This is a genomic window from Lihuaxuella thermophila, assembly GCF_900110165.1.
Taxonomy (GTDB): Bacteria; Bacillota; Bacilli; order Thermoactinomycetales; family Thermoactinomycetaceae; genus Lihuaxuella; species Lihuaxuella thermophila.
The window spans coordinates 138,487-158,559 of record NZ_FOCQ01000004.1 but is presented as its reverse complement, the minus strand read 5'-3'; the positions used below and the strand labels follow the sequence as shown (position 1 = coordinate 158,559).

General features: G+C 50.4%; 17 protein-coding genes. 9 read left to right on the top strand and 8 right to left on the bottom strand.

What is annotated here, in order from left to right; genetic code table 11:
- Nucleotides 1-20: 20 nt before the first annotated feature.
- The 5 genes from BMW55_RS05920 (at nucleotide 21) to BMW55_RS05900 (ending at nucleotide 3,471) form a co-directional block, all read left to right on the top strand.
- Nucleotides 21-251: a hypothetical protein gene (locus tag BMW55_RS05920; protein ID WP_089966316.1), complete on the top strand. Its 231-nt coding sequence runs from the start codon at nucleotides 21-23 to the stop codon at nucleotides 249-251.
- A gap of 150 nt (nucleotides 252-401) precedes the next feature.
- Entirely contained in the window at nucleotides 402-1,004 is a 603-nt protein-coding gene (locus BMW55_RS05915) for an ECF transporter S component (protein WP_089966312.1), read from the top strand.
- A 52-nt stretch (nucleotides 1,005-1,056) separates the two neighbouring features.
- Nucleotides 1,057-1,833 (top strand): energy-coupling factor transporter transmembrane component T family protein, encoded by a 777-nt coding sequence (locus BMW55_RS05910; RefSeq protein ID WP_244527461.1) that lies wholly within the window; start codon nucleotides 1,057-1,059, stop codon nucleotides 1,831-1,833.
- Nucleotides 1,830-2,687, top strand: a complete 858-nt coding sequence (locus tag BMW55_RS05905) for an energy-coupling factor ABC transporter ATP-binding protein (RefSeq protein ID WP_089966309.1) — start codon at nucleotides 1,830-1,832, stop codon at nucleotides 2,685-2,687. Before BMW55_RS05910 ends, BMW55_RS05905 begins: the two co-directional genes overlap by 4 nt.
- Entirely contained in the window at nucleotides 2,668-3,471 is an 804-nt protein-coding gene (locus tag BMW55_RS05900; RefSeq protein ID WP_089966307.1) for an energy-coupling factor ABC transporter ATP-binding protein, read from the top strand. Before BMW55_RS05905 ends, BMW55_RS05900 begins: the two co-directional genes overlap by 20 nt.
- A 133-nt stretch (nucleotides 3,472-3,604) precedes the next feature.
- Here BMW55_RS05900 and BMW55_RS05895 read toward each other — a convergent pair whose 3' ends face one another.
- The 5 genes from BMW55_RS05895 to BMW55_RS05870 form a co-directional block, all read right to left on the bottom strand.
- The gene (locus tag BMW55_RS05895) at nucleotides 3,605-4,573 is read right to left on the bottom strand and encodes an aromatic acid exporter family protein (protein WP_089966305.1); all 969 of its coding nucleotides are present in this window, start codon (nucleotides 4,571-4,573) and stop codon (nucleotides 3,605-3,607) included.
- Between the two features lie 642 nt (nucleotides 4,574-5,215).
- Complete coding sequence (gene argH / locus BMW55_RS05885) at nucleotides 5,216-6,730, bottom strand: argininosuccinate lyase (protein ID WP_244527460.1); 1,515 nt, start codon at nucleotides 6,728-6,730, stop codon at nucleotides 5,216-5,218.
- Between the two features lie 27 nt (nucleotides 6,731-6,757).
- Nucleotides 6,758-8,467: an ABC transporter permease gene (locus BMW55_RS05880; RefSeq protein WP_244527459.1), complete on the bottom strand. Its 1,710-nt coding sequence runs from the start codon at nucleotides 8,465-8,467 to the stop codon at nucleotides 6,758-6,760.
- Complete coding sequence (locus BMW55_RS05875) at nucleotides 8,460-9,563, bottom strand: ABC transporter ATP-binding protein (RefSeq protein ID WP_244527458.1); 1,104 nt, start codon at nucleotides 9,561-9,563, stop codon at nucleotides 8,460-8,462. The genes BMW55_RS05880 and BMW55_RS05875 overlap by 8 nt, the downstream gene beginning before the upstream one ends.
- A gap of 24 nt (nucleotides 9,564-9,587) precedes the next feature.
- Entirely contained in the window at nucleotides 9,588-10,661 is a 1,074-nt protein-coding gene (locus BMW55_RS05870) for an extracellular solute-binding protein (protein WP_089966297.1), read from the bottom strand.
- A gap of 402 nt (nucleotides 10,662-11,063) precedes the next feature.
- Between BMW55_RS05870 and BMW55_RS05865 the strand changes: the two genes are divergently transcribed.
- The 3 genes from BMW55_RS05865 to BMW55_RS05855 all read left to right on the top strand — a co-directional run bounded on the left by BMW55_RS05865 (nucleotide 11,064) and on the right by BMW55_RS05855 (nucleotide 15,564).
- A complete protein-coding gene (locus tag BMW55_RS05865) occupies nucleotides 11,064-13,592 on the top strand; it encodes a PIG-L family deacetylase (RefSeq protein WP_089966296.1) in 2,529 nt (842 codons plus the stop codon).
- Nucleotides 13,593-13,717: 125 nt separating this feature from the next.
- A complete protein-coding gene (locus BMW55_RS05860; protein WP_089966294.1) occupies nucleotides 13,718-13,912 on the top strand; it encodes a hypothetical protein in 195 nt (64 codons plus the stop codon).
- Between the two features lie 485 nt (nucleotides 13,913-14,397).
- Complete coding sequence (locus BMW55_RS05855; protein ID WP_089966292.1) at nucleotides 14,398-15,564, top strand: S8 family peptidase; 1,167 nt, start codon at nucleotides 14,398-14,400, stop codon at nucleotides 15,562-15,564.
- Between the two features lie 50 nt (nucleotides 15,565-15,614).
- Here BMW55_RS05855 and BMW55_RS05850 read toward each other — a convergent pair whose 3' ends face one another.
- Both BMW55_RS05850 and BMW55_RS05845 read right to left on the bottom strand, forming a co-directional pair.
- Nucleotides 15,615-16,190 carry a hypothetical protein gene (locus BMW55_RS05850; RefSeq protein ID WP_089966290.1) on the bottom strand — a complete coding sequence of 192 codons (576 nt, stop codon included), beginning with the start codon at nucleotides 16,188-16,190 and terminating at the stop codon, nucleotides 15,615-15,617.
- Nucleotides 16,191-16,481: 291 nt separating this feature from the next.
- Nucleotides 16,482-18,839 (bottom strand): endonuclease MutS2, encoded by a 2,358-nt coding sequence (locus BMW55_RS05845; protein ID WP_089966288.1) that lies wholly within the window; start codon nucleotides 18,837-18,839, stop codon nucleotides 16,482-16,484.
- A gap of 140 nt (nucleotides 18,840-18,979) precedes the next feature.
- Between BMW55_RS05845 and BMW55_RS05840 the strand changes: the two genes are divergently transcribed.
- Nucleotides 18,980-19,321 carry a hypothetical protein gene (locus tag BMW55_RS05840; protein ID WP_089966286.1) on the top strand — a complete coding sequence of 114 codons (342 nt, stop codon included), beginning with the start codon at nucleotides 18,980-18,982 and terminating at the stop codon, nucleotides 19,319-19,321.
- A 93-nt stretch (nucleotides 19,322-19,414) separates the two neighbouring features.
- On the opposite strand, the gene sleB is transcribed toward BMW55_RS05840, so the two are convergent.
- Nucleotides 19,415-20,068, bottom strand: coding sequence for a spore cortex-lytic enzyme (sleB, locus tag BMW55_RS05835; protein WP_425283824.1), 654 nt, complete (start codon nucleotides 20,066-20,068; stop codon nucleotides 19,415-19,417).
- Between the last annotated feature and the right edge of the window lie 5 nt (nucleotides 20,069-20,073).

Here is a 20,073-nt window from a genome sequence, read left to right as displayed (position 1 = left end):
TTAATCAAGGGGGCATCCTCATGAGCGATCCATCTGAAGAAAAAAAGCCGGTTTGGCCAAGATACTTACCTTACACGCCGATTGCCATGGGGATGATTCAGCCTGAATGGATGTATATGAGCCACTTTTTCGAGGACGAGGAAGAAGAGATGGAAGAGGCGACATCTCCGCAGGTAATCACCGCTTCGGGCAAGTCCCCCCCGGGCCCCGCTAAACCGGACATCCGGATCAATTTTCGCGCCCGTTTCTAGTCGCTTGCAGCTAAAACCAAACCCAGCCATTCTTCCAGGCTGGGTTTGGTTTGTTTATCGGTGTTATAATGGAAATAGAATTGTCGATGATTTCCAAAGATTCTCACCCCATCTTGACTGCCAAACAAAAACATGACAGGGGCGTTGTGCATGGACAAACGAAACATCTGGTCGTTTCGCTTCACCACTGCTTCTCTGGTCTTGATTCCGGTAGCCATTGGAATCAACTATCTCGGAAAGCTGTTCGCAAATATTTTAAAACTGCCGCTGTGGTTGGACTCCATCGGAACCATTCTTGCCAGTCTGCTCGCCGGTCCGATTGTCGGAGCCGTTTCAGGTGCTGTCAATAACATCATCTTTGGTCTTACCGCGGACCCGATCTCCTTTGTGTATGCAATATCCAGTGTAGCAATCGGCTTGGTTGCCGGGATCCTGGCCGCAAAAGGATGGTTTGACAGTTTTGGAAAAATGCTGATGGCAGGCCTTGTTATCGGGGTTTCCGTCGCCATTGTCTCAACGCCGCTCAATATCATCTTTTGGGGAGGACAAACCGGCAACCTTTGGGGAGATGCTTTGTTCGCTCTTTTGATGGCACAAGGCATGCCGATGTGGCTGGCTTCGTTTCTCAATGAAATCACGGTGGACCTTCCGGACAAACTGGTCACTGTTTTCGTCAGTACGATCATCTTCAGACGTCTTCCCCATCAGCTTCTGCACATGTACCGCCATGACGACAAGATTGAGACGCTCTGAATCGAGAGTCAGCGGCAACAGCCGACATCATTTTATAAGGGGTTCACAGAAATTGAAGACCGTCAAATCCATGAGCCTGTATGTACCCGGAAACAGCATCATCCACCGATTGGAACCGATTACGAAACTCATCTACGTGATGGTAGCCGGGGTCCTCCCGTTCATCCTTCCCGCCAACCCGACCGCTGTCCTGTGTCTGGCGGTCACCTTGGCCATGCTGACCATTTCCAAAACCTTAACAAAAGTGATCCCGCTTACCGGCTTTACTTTGCTGGTACTGCTTTCGATCCTGTTCATTCAGGGGTTGTTTCATGAGCATAACCAAACCTTCCTGTTCCGGTTCGGACCGTTCGTATTTTTTAAAGAAGGTTTAAGCTATGCGGCCCGAATCAGTTTGAGGGTGATCAATCTTTTGCTGGGCATCTCTCTGCTCAGCCTGACCACCAAACCGTCCGATCTGATCGATTCTCTGGTACGAAGGGGGTTATCTCCGAAAATCGGATACGTCCTCAGTTCAGTTTTGCAAATCATTCCCCAGATGGCGGCGTCCGTGAATGCGATTACCGACGCGCAAAGAGCCAGGGGACTGGAAACCGAAGGCCCTTTGATCGTCCGCGCCAAAGCATTTCTCCCTCTGATCGGCCCGGTGATCATGAGCTCCCTGATTCAAGCCCGGGAACGGGCCATGGCACTGGAAGTCAGAGGGTTCAACGCCAACAGGAGAAAAACATTTTTACGGGCGGCGAACCAATCATCCCGTCAGACAACAATCCGGATTCTATTAATCCTGATTCTCTTCGCCGCCATCGTTTGGAGGATCTTTGCATGAAGAAAATCATCGTGGAAAAGCTCAAATACCGATATCCCATGACCGGGAAACTGGCCTTGGACAACCTCTCTTTTACGGTGGAACAAGGGGAGCTGATCGGCATCATCGGTGCAAACGGAGCGGGGAAATCCACCTTGTGCCTGGCGCTTACCGGTCTCGTCCCTCATTTTTACCGTGGCGCGTACGGGGGAAAAGTGGTCATTGACGGCTTGGAAGTAATCAAAAGTGAAATCAGTGAGCTGGCACTGCATGTGGGAATCGTTTTTCAAAATCCCTTCACCCAGGTGACCGGATCCAAACTGACCGTCTATGAAGAGATCGCTTTTGGATTGGAAAATATGGGCCTGGATCGGAGCGAGATGACGGCCAGAATCGACGAAGCCTTGCATCTCCTGGATATCAGTCAGTTGAAAGACCGCGATCCTTTCCAATTATCGGGCGGGCAGATGCAACGGATGGCCATCGCCAGCGTTATTGCCATGAAACCCGGTATCCTGGTGCTTGACGAACCGACTTCCCAACTGGACCCCCAAGGCTCCGACGAAGTTTTCAAAGCGGTGCGGCGACTGGCCAAAGAAGGAATGACCGTGATCATCGCCGAGCACAAAATCGAAAAGATCGCAGCCTATGCCGACCGGGTGCTGGTCCTCTACAACGGCCGACTCATCGATTTTGATACACCGCACAAGATTTTTTCACGCACGGATCTTTTATCATACGGCGTGCCTGCACCGGTTTATACGCAAATCTGCCAAGCATTGGGGATCCAACATCCCCGCTCGGGAACGTATCCGGTAACGCTGGAAGAAGCATATTTGGCGATGGTGAATCAACATGGCGATTCTCTCTGTTGAAAATCTTCATTTTTCGTATACGACTGGCCAAGACATTTTAAAAGGAATCACCCTGCAATTCGACCGCCGTCCAACCGCCATCATTGGGCAAAACGGAGCCGGTAAAACGACTTTTGCCAAACTGTTAAAAGGTTTATTGAAGCCTCTACACGGAGATGTCTATGTAAAGGGAGTCAACACAAAAGAAACAACGGCCGCCCAACTGGCCAGGCAGATCGGCCTGGTTTTCCAAAATCCGCACGATCAGATCTTTAAAAGCAAAGTGATCGATGAAGTGATGTTCGGTCCCCTTAATCTCAAACAGGAGAAGGAGACCGCCAGAGCAAACGCCATTGAGGCCCTGCACATGGTGGGAATGGAAAACAAGCTGGACAAAAACCCGTATGACCTCGGCCTGTCAGAACAAAAGTTGATCTGCATCGCCTCCGTTCTCGCCATGCAACCGGAGATCGTGATCTTTGATGAACCGACCATCGCTCAAGACTATCCTGCGCGTGAACGGATCAAGGAGATCATCCAACATCTGCGGCAAAAAGGCAAACTGGTGCTTACCATTACCCACGACATGGACTTTGCCGCAGCAGTATTTGAGCGGACCATCGTCTTTGCCCAAGGACGGGTGCTGCTGGACGGAACCACGAGAGAAGTATTCGCCGAACGCGAGCTGCTAAAACATGCCCATGTGGAACCTCCCCATGTTACACAGCTCGGCCAGAAGCTCGGCTGTCGGGAAACGTTTTTAACGGCCGAAGAATGGATCCGGTATAAACGGAGGAAATCATGACCTGAATGCGATGCCGCCTGCCAACCGGGCTGACTCCCGATTGGCAGGCGGCATGAAATTGAAACCGAACACGCGAAAATCTACTGGTTCGGTTTCCCGTTGTTCTGACGGAACTGAACAGAGAAGGGCCCGATTATGACCGCTTCTCTTTTTCTTTCCGGATATCTTTAGCCAAGTCCCGCTTGATCATTAAATACCTTTTCATCTCTTTCACAAAATGAAACAAGGCGGCGCGTGTTTCAAACTCTTGCCGGTTGGTAGGGAGAGGTGACTGTTTGAATCCCTTTCTCATCTCTTCCAGCTCTTCCAGATAAATATTCGCCGTATTGCCGGGATGAATGGCATCCGCCAGACGGTCCATAAAACCGGCGATGATCCGTCCCTGGGTGCAACAAACATCCAGCGACGATACCAGCGGCAAAATCCGCTCCAGGATTTCAAACTGGCGCTCCCTCATCTCAAAATAGCGAAAATAATCCCCTTTATCCTGAGGGTGGTTCTCCATCTCACGCAAAGCGAGCGTTTTCGCTTCCTTGAGCAGCTGCGCGGTTTCCATGATTTCTCTTCCGTCCCAGTCACTGTCACCCTCGCGAAGATAATTGGAGATTTCGTTCATGATTTTCTTAAAGTTTTGTTCGATCTTGCATTGATACTTTTTGAGGTCCTTCTCCACGTTGGGCATATACAGATTGACCAGAAGGGCAAAACCCACCCCGATTACGATCAGCGCCAGTTCATTCCATATAATTTCGGCATTTACTTGTTTGAGTGTGTAAAAATGGAGGATGATCACCGTGCTGGTAATAATCCCTTCTGTAATCTTTAAATAGACATCGATGGGAATCAACAGCAATAAAATCAGCGCCATCGTCCACGGATAATAACCCAGCAGTTCAAATAGGACAGCGGCCAGAACCATTCCGATCAGACAGGCGAATACCCTTTCCCACGCACTTCTATAGGAACGTTTTTTTGTCGTTTTAATGCACAAAATCGTGATAATCCCCGCAGACGCATAAAACTCAAGCCCCAGCCACTGGGCGACCCCAATCGATAAACCCGTACCAATCGCAGTCTTAATGGTACGATATCCGATTTTCATACTTCTCCCCGCTTCAGCATTTGATCTTTTTCAAACGGCTTTATTATAACATTTCCATTGTAAACAACCATTCATTCCCGTATAACATTTTTTAAACATCCTCGATCCCCCCTCTGAAACGTTTTTACAAACAAAAAAAGCCTCACCTGAGACCAGGTGAGAACACAGTTACATCCACTTCACTCCCATATGATACCTGAGAATAAGATAGACACCTACCCAGATCAAACTGCCAATAAGGGAAAAAAGCATATACTCCCGATAGCGGAAGTGTAAAAAACCGGCGCTGTATGACACTTCCATCCGAACTCCGGGAATAAAAGAAAGAATCCGAAATGCCCCAAACGCCGTATTATCGAAAAAAAAAGAAGATATGTTTCCAATGCCTGCTGAAAAAGCCCATTTTTTGCCGAAGCAGTTTTCTTTTTCCGCTCAAAGTAACGCGATAACTGATGAACGAGCCGAGCAATATGGCGAAAACGGAACAACAAAAGGAAGGGAGCCCGCTTATCGCTCCTTTGCAATCAAAGCTCCCACCGTTTGCAGTCATGTCGGGAAAGTCCACTTTCGGTTTCATTTCATCCCACAGAGCACAACATCTGTTGTCACATTCCCACAAATGAGCCTCACGAATCCCTGGACTTAAGCTCCTCTGATGAACTCCTGTACTCTGCGGCACAATTTCCGCTCCGCTTCCTCCAATGCGTCGTGCTGCTCCTGCCATCCGCGTCTGTCTTGGCTGGTCCGCGTTTTCCTTTCCTCAAGCATTCGCTTCGTCTCTGCAGGACTTGGCCCCCCGGGACATTTTCGCACTTCAATAAAGTATAAAGGATCTGAGACCCTGCTCAGTTCTTCATGAGTCAAAGCGATTTTCGTTCCCAGTACGTCTTTGGTCACCAGTTCAATCATCTCCGGTGACAGATCATAGAGTTCCTTACCTTCCCGGTAAGCTTTTTGCGCCAGTTGACTGGCAATGTGATGGGCCGTACGGAACGGAATGCCCTTTTCGCGCACCATCGCATCGGCCAGCTCGGTGATGGTGATATATCCTTCCCTGGCCTTTTGCAATAAACGTTCCCGGTTGACTTCCATGGTGCGGATGACGGCGGACATCAGATCCAGCACGCGCATGGATTTATCCATCGCCCGGTACAGATGAGGCTGAAGGTCATCTTCGGTGTCCACAATATCGCCAAACGGCGTATTATGAATCATGGTACAAACAGCTTGCGCATCGGCAACGGCACTGCTGGCCAGCGAACGGGAGTGTTCCACGGAGACCGGGTTTCTTTTTTGCGGCATGATGCTGCTGATCTGGACATAAGGGTCGGCAATCCGGAACGCATCGAACTCCCGCGTGCAGAACAGAAGGAAATCTTGAATCCAGCGGCCCATGTTCGTCATCAGAACGATCGTCGCCGCGGCTGTTTCCAACAGGTAATCGGCTCCCGCGATCGCATCATAAGAGTTTTCCACCGTACCGGCAAAGCCGAGCGATTCTTTGACCATATCCCGACAGATATCAAATCCGGTGGTCGTGATGGCCGCCGCCCCCAGCGGACTTCGGTTTACATTGTGGTAGGCGGACCACAAACGCCGGGTATCCCGTTCGGTCACATCATGGATCGCCAGCAAGTAATGGCTGAGTGTCGTCGGCTGGGCCGGCTGGGTATGCGTATAGGCGGGCATCACCGTTTCCAGGTGCTCCTCGCAGACTTCAAGCAACACTTCGCGCAGCGTCAACACTTTCCCGATCAGTTCCAACAGCCGTTCGCGCAATACGATTCGGTACATGGCGACGCCCATATCATTGCGGCTCCGGGCTATATGCATATTGCCCGCCAACTCTGTTCCGATTTTTTCCGTCATCCTCGCTTCCATCATAAAGAACAGATCTTCGTAACGGGGGTCGTACTGAAGCTCCTTATGATTGCATCTGGAAAGCTCTTCGACGGCCTGTAAAATCTTTTTGGCATCGGCAGCGGACAGAATTCCTTTATCACAGAGCATCAGCACATGCGCCCGGTGCACTTGAAACATGGCATGAAACAAATAATCGCGCTGGTCGTTAAAGACGGGCTTCAAGAGGCATTCGACATAGGTCTTCCCCGGAAACGAACTGCCGTCGGCTTTCAGCCACTCCTCTCGGATGCCCATACTCTTCCCTCCTAGTCGTCCGAACATCTACAGAGAATCCTGCGCTTTCACTCCGAAGAAACGGTTGGAGATGTACAGCACTCCCGCGATGAGCAATATTTGATATACAGCGTATGCCGCGGCCTGGCCAAGGTTGAACATGCGAAGCTGGTTCATGATCTCGATCGAGATGGGCCGGTTATCGATGGTATACAACAACACGGATGAAACAAATTCCCCGACGGCCGTGACAAAAGCGAGCAATGTACCCGCCAGAATGCCGGGCAAAATCATCGGCAAGATCACGCGCCTGAAAGTGGTGAACCAACGGGCTCCCAGGTTTCGCGCCGCCTCCTCCAGCGAATCGTCCAGCTGTTCCAGTGCGGCATTGGTCGACCGGACGACCAGCGGAATGTGACGGATGAAGTAAGCGAGCGGCAAAATCCAATACGTTCCCACCAGCACTTGACCAAATGTAAACGGAGTCGGCATGTTAAAGGCAAAAATCAAGTTCATGGCGACAACCGTGGCCGGCAGGGCCCAGGGGAGCATCACCAGAATATCCACCAGGCTTTTTCCCTTAAATTTACGTTTGACCAGTACATAGGAAGTCAGAATTCCGAACAAAAAGTTGCCCGCCGTCGCGATGGTCGCCATCCATAAGCTGTTTCGCACAGGTTCCCAGATCCGCGGATCCTGCATGAGCAGCATGTAATTTTCGAGGCTGAACTGCGTGGGATACGTTTGGTAGGTCCAGGTTCCCTCCGGGACAAAGGACAGGATCACCAGAGTCACATGAGGCAGCAAAAGAACGATCACACCCAGTACGCCCAAGCCGACCAACGGCCATTTGATCCAGGGATTACGCACCTCCCGGCGATGGGTGCTCACTCCTTTTTCGGAAATCCGGTAATCTCTCCTTCCTTGATACCAGCGCATCCACAACAAAAAGGAAATGGAGATGACCGACAGGATGACCGATTGAGTGGCCGCCATGTTCAAGTCGCCATTGATCTTGGAAAAATAGATTTGCAGACTGAGCACGCGAAAGCCTCCTGCCAGCATGAACGGCGCGGAAAAAGAGGCCATGGAAGTCATAAATACCAGAAGAGATGCTGCCACCAACGCCGGGGTCAATAGCGGTAAGGTGATCCGGCGGAACACCGTCCACCGGTTGGCTCCCAGATTGGCGGCCGCCTCTTCGAGAGATGGATTCATCCCCCGGATCGCCGATGAAACCGTCATGTAAAAATAGACATACTCAGTGTAGGCATGAACCAGCAAAATGCCGGAGACTCCGCCCAGCTTGAAGGGAGGTTCTTTCAAGTCGAGGAGATCTTGAATCAACCGCGTGACGAGGCCGGACTCCCCGTAGAGAAACATAAACGACATCACGCCGACCAGAGAAGGAAGCACGATCGGCATCATGGCCGCCGTCGCAAAGAATCCGCGGCCCGGAAACTCATAGCGGTTAAAAATAAACGCCAGGGGCACTCCGATCAGCGCACTTAGAATCACACTCAATAAAGAGATATAAACACTGTTCCACAACGCTTCCAAATTGGCCCAGCTGTCGGTGCTGAAAAAGCGCTCATAGTTCTCCAAAGTAAATCTACCGTCTGCCCAAAAACTCTCCGCCAGAGTGCGAAAGCTGGGATACAAGACATAAGCGAACAGAACCAGCAGTACGGGGATCAGAAGAACGACCGTTAATATCAGCTCCGACTTGATGCGAAGGCGGTTCGTCATCTTAAGCATCGGCCGTTCCTCCTGAACCGGCGGGAAGCAACCGGATCTGGTTATCCGGCAGCTGAAACCACAATTTCTCTCCTTCTCTTACATCTCTTAAAAGTCCGGGACGGTTCACCAGCAATGCCTGCAACGTGCGTGTTTGATCCAAGCGGGCAGTACAATGGAAGGAAGTCCCGGTAAACTGGGCGAGCTTCAGTTCAGCCTTCACCGTATTGGGGCCCGGCTCGGAAACCAGCCGGACAGCTTCCGGACGGATGGAGAGAAACCAATGATCATCTCCCGCTTTCACCGGAAATTTTTCTGCTTCCTGACGAACGCGAATCGTATATTCCCCGCATGTTACCATGACCTCATTTTCCGTCACGTCCCGGATGACCACCGGCCACAAATTGGTCTCTCCGACGAAAGAGGCCACAAAAGCATTGCACGGACGGTTGTACACCTCTTCCGGCGTTCCCACTTGCTGGCAGACGCCCTGATGAAAGACGGCGATGCGGTTGCTCATGGACAAAGCTTCCACCTGGTCATGTGTCACATAAATCGTCGTAATGCCCAGCGAACGCTGAATGGATAATATCTCGGCGCGCATTTCGTCCCTCAGCCGCGCATCCAGATTGGAAAGCGGTTCATCCAGCAGCAAAATCCTCGGACGGATGACCAGAGCACGGGCCAGAGCCACCCTTTGCTGCTGTCCGCCGCTCAATTGCGAAATGCGCCGGTCACCGTAACCATCCAACCGCACCTGCTTTAGTGCATCCCGAACCCGCTCGCGGATTTCAGCGTTCGGAATCTTGCGCACCTCCAAACCGAACGCCACATTCTCAAACACCGTCATATGCGGAAAAAGGGCGTAGTTTTGAAACACCATCCCCGTATTTCGCCGATGCGGCGGGACAAAAGTGACCTCCTGGTCGTCAAACAAGATCTTTCCTGCGGTCGGATAATAAAATCCCGCAATCATCCTGAGAGTGGTCGTTTTCCCGCAACCGCTCGGACCGAGCAAGGTGAAAAACTCCCCTTCCCGGATGGTCAATTCCAAATCCTTCACGGCCACCACTTCATCAAATGCTTTGGTCACTTGCAAGAGATGAACCCCGCTCAACCCCATCACTCCAACGAAGTCGTGTTATTTTTCAACCTGCTTCTGTTTGTTTTTGATATTTTGGTCCCAGTAGTCCATCCATTCTTTTTCTTTCTCCTGCATCACTTTCCAGTCGATTTCCATCGGGGTGATTGTTGTATCCGTAATCCATTTCGGCAAATTCTTCACATCGGTCCGGGTCGGGATGCGATAATGATTTTCCGCCAGAAACAAAACCGCTTCCTCCGAATTGACAAACTCATAAAACGCTTGCGCCGCTTTCGGGTGTTTCGCTCCTTTCACCAGGGCAATTCCTTCCGTCAGCACCGGAGTGCCGCTTTTCGGGATCACAAAGTCAAACGGGTAGTTTTTTTTCTCTTTCAACATCACGGCATCCGGCATATTCCAAACCGTGATCGCCCCTTCTCCCCGCGCGATTTTGTTATACATAATCTCCGGGTTGGGCGAGTATTCCTTGGTGTTGGCATCTAATTTGGCCAGCCATTCATAGCCCTGTTTCGGATCGTTGGTCTCTTTGTATGTGCGGTAGATCATCGCTGAAAAAATGGTTCTCATCGTACCGGAGGCCAGCGGATAGCGAATCATGATCCGATCTTTCCATTTGGGATCCAACAGATCATCCCAATCCTTCGGGGCCTCTTGCTTGGAAATTTGATCCGTGTTGTACATAATCACTTCCGGTGTTTGGCTTGTCCCGGTCCAGCTGAAATCTTCCGCCCGGAATTCCGCCGGAAGGGCAGCTGCATAGCTGGGTTTATAAGCCTCCAGCAATCCTTCTTCTCTCGCTTGCTCAAACATGACCGAAGGAGCCCCCCACCAGACATCGGCTTGCGGATTTTGCTTTTCCGAACGAATCCGGTCGAGTACTTCCTGCGATCCCATATCCAGCCATTGCACGTCCACATGGGGATGTTCTTTTTCAAACATCTTCTCAAAATCTTGCAAGATGTCTTTGCCGTGCGGAGAGTAAATGACAACTTTCTCTTCCAACCCGTCTTTTGCTTTTTCACCTGATGAATCGGGTGCAAGACATCCGGTCATCATCAACGAGATCAGACCCGAAAGCAACAACCCTTTCCACACGGAATGTGTGCGCATGCAATATCCCCCTTTGAAATAACTGTAAAACACCCGGAAAGAAACAGTTGTCCTCTTTCCATACAAAGCCGTAAGCTCCGGATCGGCGGATGGTTATTTCGTCAATCCGTTTGGGAAGCTGAAGGCCTTTCTCATGAAACATCCCTCTCATCTATCCCATCAAAGAAAGAAGAGATCAAACAGCCGATACTTTTAATATAACGCAATACGAATCATTTATAAAAGTTGGTATTTATTGATTTATCCAAATAAATAGAATGAATTCGGGCACTCTTTTCATTTTGGTCCCAATTTTCCCTATATGATTAGTTGTTCTTTTCGAAACATTATGATATATCTAGGAAGCATCAGAAAATGGGATCAATGCCCGGAAATTTTTCAAGTCAGGGAGGGCTACAAGGCATGGCTCAACATTTCCGCAAAAAGATGACTGCCATATGGATAAGCTTGATCCTGGTCATCGGCACTCTGCTTGGGAGTGTCACGGTGCATGCAGGAACCGGTACCGATCAAGAGTTGTGGAAAGTGCTTCGCCCGTTGGATACGATTGTCAGCTTCATGAACACCGGCGCCCATCCGGATGATGAACAGAGTGCGCTGCTCGCTTATCTTTCCCTGGGTAAAGGGGTCAGAGTATCCAGTGTACTGGCCAACCGGGGAGAGGGAGGGCAAAATGAAATCGGTACCGAATTGGGCAACGGCCTGGGTATCATCCGCTCGCGGGAGTTGCAAGAGGCTGCAAATTTGCTAGGTATCGACCTCTTTCTGCTCAGTGAAAAGATCGATGACCCCATTTACGATTTCGGCTTTTCCAAATCCCCGGAAGAAACACTGGCCAAGTGGGGGGAATCTGTTGTTTATGAGCGGCTGATTCGCCGGATCCGGCTGGAACGTCCGGACATCCTCATGCCTTCATTCCGGAATGACCCCACCCAACACGGACACCATCGCGCCATCACTCTGCTCACTCTCCGCGCCTTCAAAGATGCTGCCGATCCCCATGTCTTCCCGGAACATCTCCGGCAAGGAATTAAGCCCTGGCAAGTGAAAAAACTGTATCTCCCGGGAGCGGCAGACAAGGAAACCCTGCGTTTTAATATTGGTACGATCGATCCCGTCTACGGTCTCACCTACCCGCAATTGGGTGAAGAATCGCGAAAACTCCACCAAAGCCAGGGAATGGGCCGCGACTTGCCCGTTCAGGATTATTGGGTATCGCTGGAACTGGCCTTCTCCTCGGTGGGGGCTGTAAAAAAAGAGTCTACGATCTTTGATGATCTGCCTTACAATTTCCGCGACCTGGCGAAAACGATTCCGGATCCTGCGCTAAAAATCCGGCTCATTCATCTGCAGACCCAGTTGGAGCAAGCGCAAGAAGCATATCCCAACCGGCAAAAGGTTGCCGCCATTGTTCAACAAGCCCTGCGTGAGACCCGTAAAATTGAAGCGATCGCCCGTCGCAGCCCGAAGCTCGACCGACAGCAGCGGGATGATCTGATGTTCCGCCTGCAAAAGAAGGAACATCAACTGGAAAATGCGAGCGCTGTCTCCTCCGGCGTCAAAATGGACCTATTTACAAACCAACCGGTTTTGACCCATGGTTCGAAAAGCATGTTCACCCTGCATATGCAAAACGACGGGAATGCCCCGATCAACCAGGTACAAGTGAAGCCTCTCCTTCCGGCCAACTGGCGGGCGGAGGTCGGGGCTTATCCGAACACTTTGCTTCCCGGAAACAAAGGAACGGTATCGCTTCAAGTCCAGGCAGCGGATGACGCCTCCTATTTCGATCCTTACGCACCCCCGGCAGTGAGGGCGGAGGTGACCTACAAACTGTACGGGGAAACAGTGAAACGCGTCATCACACCAGATCCGAAACAGCAAACAACTGCGCTCTTACCAGAATGGGGGCTCAACTTAAATCCGGGAGCCACCATCCTCAACACGGAAAAAGAAGATAAAAGCCGGGTGATCACCGTTCAGGTGACCAACTTTGCCGCCGGGCCAAATACCGGGGTGGTCGCTCCTTCACTGCCCGAGGGATGGAATGCGGAGCCCTCACAAGCTCCTGTTTCTTTCACCAAACAAGGCGAAACAAAAGAGCTTCACTTTACGGTGAAAGCCCCGGAGCCGCTTCAGGAAAAAGCCTATTTGATTCCATTCAAGGCTACCGTAAACGGACGCACAAGCTCCGTCCAGGTCCAGAAAATTCACTATGAGCATATTGGCACCAGCTACTTGCTGACCGATGCGAAAGTCAAAATTCAAGCCTTTCCGCTAAAGTTGATGCAAGGGTTAAAAATCGGATATGTGGACAGCGGTTTCGATCAGGTGGCCGAACACTTGCGTCAGGCCGGCCTTGAGATAACCAAACTGGATCAACAGATGATCGAATCGGGAGATTTAAATCAGTTTGACACGATCGTGGTAGGCATTCGCGCTTATCTATCACGCTCGGATCTCCTGGAGCACAACGACCGTTTGCTCGAGTATGTCAGAAACGGCGGACATGTCGTCATGCAGTACCATAAACCGGAAGATCGCTGGAATCCCGGACTCGCTCCTTATCCGCTCACACCCGGGAGCCCTTCGATCCAGTGGCGGGTCACAGACGAAAATGCTCCGGTAACCTTGTTGGAGCCTGACCATCCTCTGCTCAAAGCACCCAATCCGATTACGGAAACCGACTTCTCACACTGGGTGCAGGAACGAGGGCTTTATTTCCCTTCCAGTTGGGATCCGGCCTATACCCCTCTGCTCTCCATGGCTGATCCGGGGGAACAACCATTTACCGGCGGGCTGCTGGTTGCCCATTACGGTAAAGGAAGTTATATCTACACCAGCCTCGTCTGGTACAGGCAAATCCAAAGTCAGGTTCCAGGCGGATACCGCATGTTCGTCAACCTCATCAGCTACCCGAAAACCAGATAAAAAATGGAAACCAGGGAAGGATATTCCCTGGTTTTTTGTGTAAACGAAATTATATTATTTTCTATTCATATATATATTTGGTATTATATGAATTGTGGGAATTAATTATTAAGGAGCGGTTTGTGATGACTACTGCAGAATGCAAAACCCCGGTTGCCAAAAAATGCTATTACAATCTTTTAGCGGCCAGTTATGAAAGAGCCGAACGGATCTTGAACGAGATGCAGCGAAATCCTGAGAAATATTCATCGGAAATGGCAAGAGACACGATGGCATACCTTTTCCACCTCAAGAAAGAAATGAGAAGATATGGTATGTAGATGAATAGAAAAAAGATTCATCCCAAACTCGATCACAGGGACACAAGAAAGCCTGTGGTCTCTTCATTTCCGGCAAGCGGTCGTCAAAACGGATGCCGAACCATCGTTTATAGGCTCAATTATTAATAATTGAAATTTTTACCATCTAATCTGTCTTTTTAACTGAAAGGTATTGTATATGACATAATAAAACAAAAAAATTATGTTATTTCTTTGTTATTTCAGTAAAATGGGTATTGAATTTATAGAAGAGGGGGATTATTCTGTAAATAGAAAGGAGGGGTTTATGCGGCTTTAAAAGCATCCATAAGTATGGGCGAAGATGGTCGGGATGTTTCAGAGCATTAATAGTTTAACAGTAACAAAATCGTTCTCTCATTCTCATCACAGAAAAGGACCAATCACTTTTTCAATCCGGACAAATTATTCCTACTCTTCAAATTTGTTTTATGTTTTCGAGTTCAACATCTGAGGGAGGCATGTCTATGAAACGATTTCTGAGTGTTCTTTCAGCTGTGTTACTGGCGGTTTTGCTCGTGATCCCCTCCACGATTTTCGCACAACCAACTCCAGATTCCCCTGATTCCGCCTATGCTCCGGATCAATTGATCGTTAAGTTTAAATCCGGCACTTCAGCGAAAAACATTCAGGCACTTCACGCCAAGGAAGGAGCTCAAGTTGTTTCCAAAAGCAAACTTGGATTTGAAGTAGTCAAATTTAAAAACAACTCGGTTCAAAAGATGATGCAAAAGTACAAGCAAGACCCCAATGTTGAGTACGTCGAACCCAACTATTATTTCCATGCGGCCTGGACACCCAACGATCCCGCATTCTCTTCCTCCCAATGGGGACCGCAAAAAATTCAGGCTCCTCAGGCTTGGGACGTGACCAGGAGCAGCAGCAGCGTTAAAATCGCCATCGTCGATACCGGGGTTCAAGCCAACCATCCTGACCTGAACGGAAAAGTGATCAATGGTTGGGATTTCGTCTATGACGACAGCGTTCCGAACGACGCAAACGGGCACGGGACCCACTGTGCCGGAATTGCCGCCGCGACCACCAACAACGGGACCGGAATAGCCGGGATGGCCCCCAATGCCAGAATTTTGGCTGTTCGTGTCCTTGATGCAAACGGAAGCGGTACGCTGGACGATGTGGCAAACGGGATTATTTATGCCGCTGATCAGGGTGCCCAGGTCATCAGCCTCAGTTTAGGAGGCTCTGCCGGTACCACCACTTTGCAAAATGCGGTAAATTACGCATGGAACAGAGGTGCGGTTGTGGTAGCCGCTGCCGGTAACAGCAACACCTCGGCTCCGAGTTATCCTGCTTATTACAGCAATGCCATCGCTGTAGCATCGACGACTTCCTCAGACACCAAATCTTCTTTCTCCAACTACGGAAGCTGGGTCGATGTGGCTGCTCCCGGTTCCAGCATCTATTCCACTTACATCACCAGCACCTACGCTTCTTTGAGCGGTACTTCCATGGCCACTCCCCATGTAGCCGGCCTTGCCGGTCTGTTGGCGGCACAGGGCAGAAGCAACAGCCAAATCCGCGCCGCGATTCAAAATACGGCTGACCGGATCAGCGGGACAGGTACTTACTGGACTTACGGAAGGGTCAACGCTTACAGGGCTGTCAATTACTAATCAATCAAGCAAAAAAACGGGGGAAGCTGCTCCCCCGTTTTTTTGCTTGATTAATGTGCCATGAGATTTTCCCCGCTTTCTGTCGTAACCCGGAACTTCACGCTTTTCGGGTCGATCGATCCTTTGGCCACCGAGATGATCGTTCGGGGCGGGAGTTTCGTAGCGACCCAATCCCCTTTTTCCAGTTTCAGGGTGATCTGGACAACCTCTTTGCCTTGCTTTTTCAGAGAAACCGGCCGTGCGATATATCCGTAATACTCGCGGTCCGGGACCTGAACGAAGATCATATCTTCCCGTTCCCACTTCGCCACCCCTTCCAAATTGCCGGCATGGTCATCCTTGGTGTAATACCACACACCACCTGCCGGACGTGGAGGAATGGAATAATAACTTGTATACAAGACCCGCTTGATCGGAATCTCTGAACTTTTGCTTTTATTGATGGCCGATAGTAAAGTTTGTTTGTTTACATTTTTATTTACCTGAATATTTGGGGAATCCTGGCGCTGATTTCCTGAACCAGATGTTTTCGATTGGCTTTGTATGGCAGATCCGGAGGAACTACAGGCGGTGAACACAAAGATAAAGAGAAGCGCTCCTGCAAGTGAGGCAAAATATTTCATCATATGTACTGCTCTCCTTTGGCGCATGCTCAATAATCTCTTCTTCATTGATTTAAACGTTTTGTCGGCAGAATGTCAATGTTCTCAGGCCTTGATCGGGCAGCCAAGTGTGGCAGAGAAGCGTATGTACCAAAAAAAGCCCCATGCTTCTGAAAGAAACACGGGACTTTCACAAACATCAGAGTATCAGGCGTTTAACATGAACCAGATGAGTCCGGCGACAAAAAAGATGAGCGCAATCGTTCCCAAGATCCTCGGCAGATATTTCATTCGTTCCCTCCGTCAAAGGATAATTCATCTGAGTTCCGCAATGGTCACTCCACTGCCTCCTTCACCATGGGAGCCCAGCCTGAATGACTTGACACTGCGGTGCTTCCGCAAAAACTCCTGTACACCTGAACGCAACGCGCCTGTCCCTTTCCCGTGAATCAGAGCCACCTGTTTATAACCGGCGAGGATCGCGTCATCCAAGTATTTATCAATTTCCATGATCGCCTCTTCCACCATCTTGCCGCGCAAATCGAGTTCAGGCGGTACATGATCCGTCGACCGCTTGATGGAAGAAGTCGCTTTTGCCGCTCCGGTTTCCGGCTTGGAGGAACGCTTTTCCAAGTCGCGAAGATGGGCTTTCATCTTTAAAAAGCCGACTTGAACCTGGAATTCATCCTGACCCAAAGCTTCCACAACCACACCCTTTTGATTGACCGAGTGGACAAACACCTCATCACCGGGTTTGATTTCCTCTGCCACGGCAACCCGTTGACTTGTTTTTCTCGGAAGCTGCATCTGGGGCACGGCATCGTCGAGCCTCTTTTTCACAGCGATCAATTCATGTTCTTTTAATTCCTGCGGACGGGCTCTGGCCCATTCACGAAGCTCTTTGAGCACCTCTTCCGCTTCCCGCTGGGCAGATGTGACAATGCTCTTCGCCTCCAGCCTGGCCTTTTCCCTGAGCCGCGCTTTTTCTTCTTCCCACGATTCCATTTGCTTTTTCAGGTCCAGAAGCAGCTCTTCCGCTTCGTTCCGCAACCTTTCCGCATTTTTCCGCTCTTCTTCCGCTGCTTTCCGGTCAACGGTCAGGGCGGCTATCATTTCTTCCAACCGATTTTCATCACTGCTGAGCTGTTTTTTGGCTGCTTCGATAATCTGAGGCGGCAGCCCCAACCGGCTGGAAATGGCAAAGGCATTGCTTCGCCCCGGAACTCCGATCAAGAGGCGGTAAGTGGGGCGGAGTGTTTCAACGTCAAACTCAACACTGGCATTCACCGCCCGCGGATGATGATGGGCAAACAGTTTCAGTTCGCTGTAATGGGTGGTGGCCACCACGGAACTGCCGCGCTCCATCACGTATTCCAAAATGGCAATCGCTAATGCGGCCCCCTCGGCAGGGTCGGTTCCGGCCCCCAACTCATCAAACAAAACGAGGCTGCGTTCATCGATCACTTTCAACATACGGATGATGTTGGTCAGATGGCTGGAGAACGTACTCAAATTCTGTTCAATGCTTTGCTCGTCCCCGATATCTGCAAAGACTCCGCTGAAAACGGGCATGATGCTCTCTTCTTCAGCAGGGATCGGAAAGCCCGACTGAACCATCAGGGCAAACAAGCCAATCGTTTTAAGCGTAACCGTTTTTCCTCCGGTATTGGGCCCGGTAATGATAATGGCCTGATGCCTCTCCCCCATCTCCACATCGATGGGAACCACTTGATCCGGGGGGATCAAAGGATGTCTCGCCCTTTTCAAACGCATCGTTCCGTCCTCGGAAATGGCCGGGCAAACCGCCTTCATCATCGCTCCGAACCTGGCTTTGGCCATGATGAAGTCCACTTCCTGCAGAATGGACAAGTTTCGTTCCAGATGGTCCGCTTCTTCCGCGACAAGGGATGTCAATCGCATCAGGATCTTTTCGATTTCTTTTGCTTCCGCCAGCTCTTGCTCACGGAGGCGATTGTTTAAGTGAACGATGGATTCCGGTTCAATAAACAAAGTGGCACCTGAAGAAGACTGGTCGTGCACAATCCCTCCAAACTGGGCCCGGTACTCCTGTTTCACGGGAATCACATAGCGATCATGGCGTTGAGTGATAATCGGTTCTTGCATCATCTTCAGATAATGGGAATTTCTTAACATTTGATTTAAGGTGTGCTGGATCTGCTGCCGGAGATCCCCAATGCTTCTGCGGATTCGCGCCAGCGGGGGACTTGCTTGATCCAACACTGTTCCCTGATCATCAATACAGGATTCGATCTCTCTTTCCAGGTGCTCCAGGCTTTCAATCTGTTCCGTGTATCCGCGCAAAATAGGCAGCGGGGCCGTTTCTTCCTCGACCTGACGCAGTAAAGATTTTACTTTTCTGCCCGCCAAGATCGTGCTCGCAATATCCAAAAGTTCGGCTTCATTCAGCAAACCGCCGATTTTGGCACGCCGCACGGAAGAGCCGATGCTTCTGATCCCTCCCAGGGGAACATCCCCTTTCAGCCGGAGCAGGTCCATTCCTTCCGCAGTCGCCTGTAAATATTGTTTAACCTCCTCAATCGAGGAGGAAGGAGTGATCTCATCCACTTTGGCTTTGCCAAGCTGAGAAGATGCCTGGTTTTTGACCATTTCTTTAACTTGATTAAACTCCAGCGGTTTCAGCGTCCATTCCAACGCCTACAACTCCTCTTCCTCAAAACTCTTTTTCCATTATATCACGTCCGGGCAAGATTTCCCGTTTATCCGTTCTTATTTTGCAACAAAATAAAAGCAGTTGTCGATCACGGATGAATTTCAATAGCGAGGTGGCACGGATGTATATTTTCCGGCATTTAGTCCGTTTTTTTTCCGCTTTCGTCGGTATCGTGCTGGTTGATACCGTTGTGCCCGGCTTTTCGGCGAACAGCATCGGAAACGCCGCCTTGGTTTCCCTGATCATCGCAGGAACCGGGGGATTGACGGAACTCTTTCTCGGACGAGACATTTCACCGTTTGCCAGAGGCATCATCGGAATCCTCGCCTCCGCCTCCGCACTCCCTTCCGCTTCCCTTCTGCTCCCGGCCTTTGAAGTCCCGCTGCTCGGACTGGTTTTAGTTTCCCTTCTGGTAGGTATGATTGATATTTTTGTTCCCGTTGGAGCCCGTTTTACCGAATAAAAAAATCGAGCCATCCGTCAACCGGCTCGATGGGGGGAAACGGCTCCGACCAACTCATCGGAACCGTTCCGTCAACACACGTTCGTTTTTCGCCTAGCGGGTAAAGATATGTTTTCCGATTCGCTTGATTTGCGGACGGCTCCAGATCCATTTCGAAGTCGCCCGGGCGGGGTTGAAGTAATAAAGGGCTCCATTTGAGGGGTCCCACCCGTTTAAAGCATCCATGACCGCTTTCTTTGCCGTTTCATCCGGTTCAAGCCATATTTGACCGTCAGCGACTGCTTCAAAGGCCAGAGGCTGATAAATGATTCCCGGGATCGTATCGGGAAATTTATCGCTTTCCAGCCGGTTGAGGATGACAGCGGCTACAGCCACTTGCCCGACATAAGGTTCCCCTCTGGCTTCGGCATGGACGGCTTGTGCCAGCAGCTTCAAGTCATTCCTGCTCAATCCATGCGAAGTTTTCGGCAACCTCGGCGCAGCAACTCTTCTCGCTGCACGGGTCGGGCGGTATTTTTTGGTTGCCGCTCTCAGTTTGGTCAGGGTTTTCGGGCCGGCCACTCCATCGATTTTCATGCCAAATTCATACTGAAAAAGGCGTACCGCTCGGTAGGTTCTCCATCCGTACTGGCCGTCAATTTTTCCTGTGTAAAACCCAAGGAATCTCAAACGGCCCTGCAGGTCATACACATCTCCGCCCCGGGAGCCAATTTTTAGAACGGGTCCCCCCGCGGGTGCCTTGTTCATCCCGG

Coding starts and splice junctions, on each gene's coding strand:
- BMW55_RS05920 (WP_089966316.1), top strand. CDS start 21: ATGAGCGATCCATCTGAAGAAAAAAAGCCGGTTTGGCCAAGATACTTA.
- BMW55_RS05915 (WP_089966312.1), top strand. CDS start 402: ATGGACAAACGAAACATCTGGTCGTTTCGCTTCACCACTGCTTCTCTG.
- BMW55_RS05905 (WP_089966309.1), top strand. CDS start 1,830: ATGAAGAAAATCATCGTGGAAAAGCTCAAATACCGATATCCCATGACC.
- BMW55_RS05900 (WP_089966307.1), top strand. CDS start 2,668: ATGGCGATTCTCTCTGTTGAAAATCTTCATTTTTCGTATACGACTGGC.
- BMW55_RS05895 (WP_089966305.1), bottom strand. CDS start 4,573: ATGAAAATCGGATATCGTACCATTAAGACTGCGATTGGTACGGGTTTA.
- argH (WP_244527460.1), bottom strand. CDS start 6,730: ATGGGCATCCGAGAGGAGTGGCTGAAAGCCGACGGCAGTTCGTTTCCG.
- BMW55_RS05880 (WP_244527459.1), bottom strand. CDS start 8,467: ATGCTTAAGATGACGAACCGCCTTCGCATCAAGTCGGAGCTGATATTA.
- BMW55_RS05870 (WP_089966297.1), bottom strand. CDS start 10,661: ATGCGCACACATTCCGTGTGGAAAGGGTTGTTGCTTTCGGGTCTGATC.
- BMW55_RS05865 (WP_089966296.1), top strand. CDS start 11,064: ATGGCTCAACATTTCCGCAAAAAGATGACTGCCATATGGATAAGCTTG.
- BMW55_RS05860 (WP_089966294.1), top strand. CDS start 13,718: ATGACTACTGCAGAATGCAAAACCCCGGTTGCCAAAAAATGCTATTAC.
- BMW55_RS05855 (WP_089966292.1), top strand. CDS start 14,398: ATGAAACGATTTCTGAGTGTTCTTTCAGCTGTGTTACTGGCGGTTTTG.
- BMW55_RS05850 (WP_089966290.1), bottom strand. CDS start 16,190: ATGATGAAATATTTTGCCTCACTTGCAGGAGCGCTTCTCTTTATCTTT.
- BMW55_RS05840 (WP_089966286.1), top strand. CDS start 18,980: ATGTATATTTTCCGGCATTTAGTCCGTTTTTTTTCCGCTTTCGTCGGT.
- sleB (WP_425283824.1), bottom strand. CDS start 20,068: ATGAACAAGGCACCCGCGGGGGGACCCGTTCTAAAAATTGGCTCCCGG.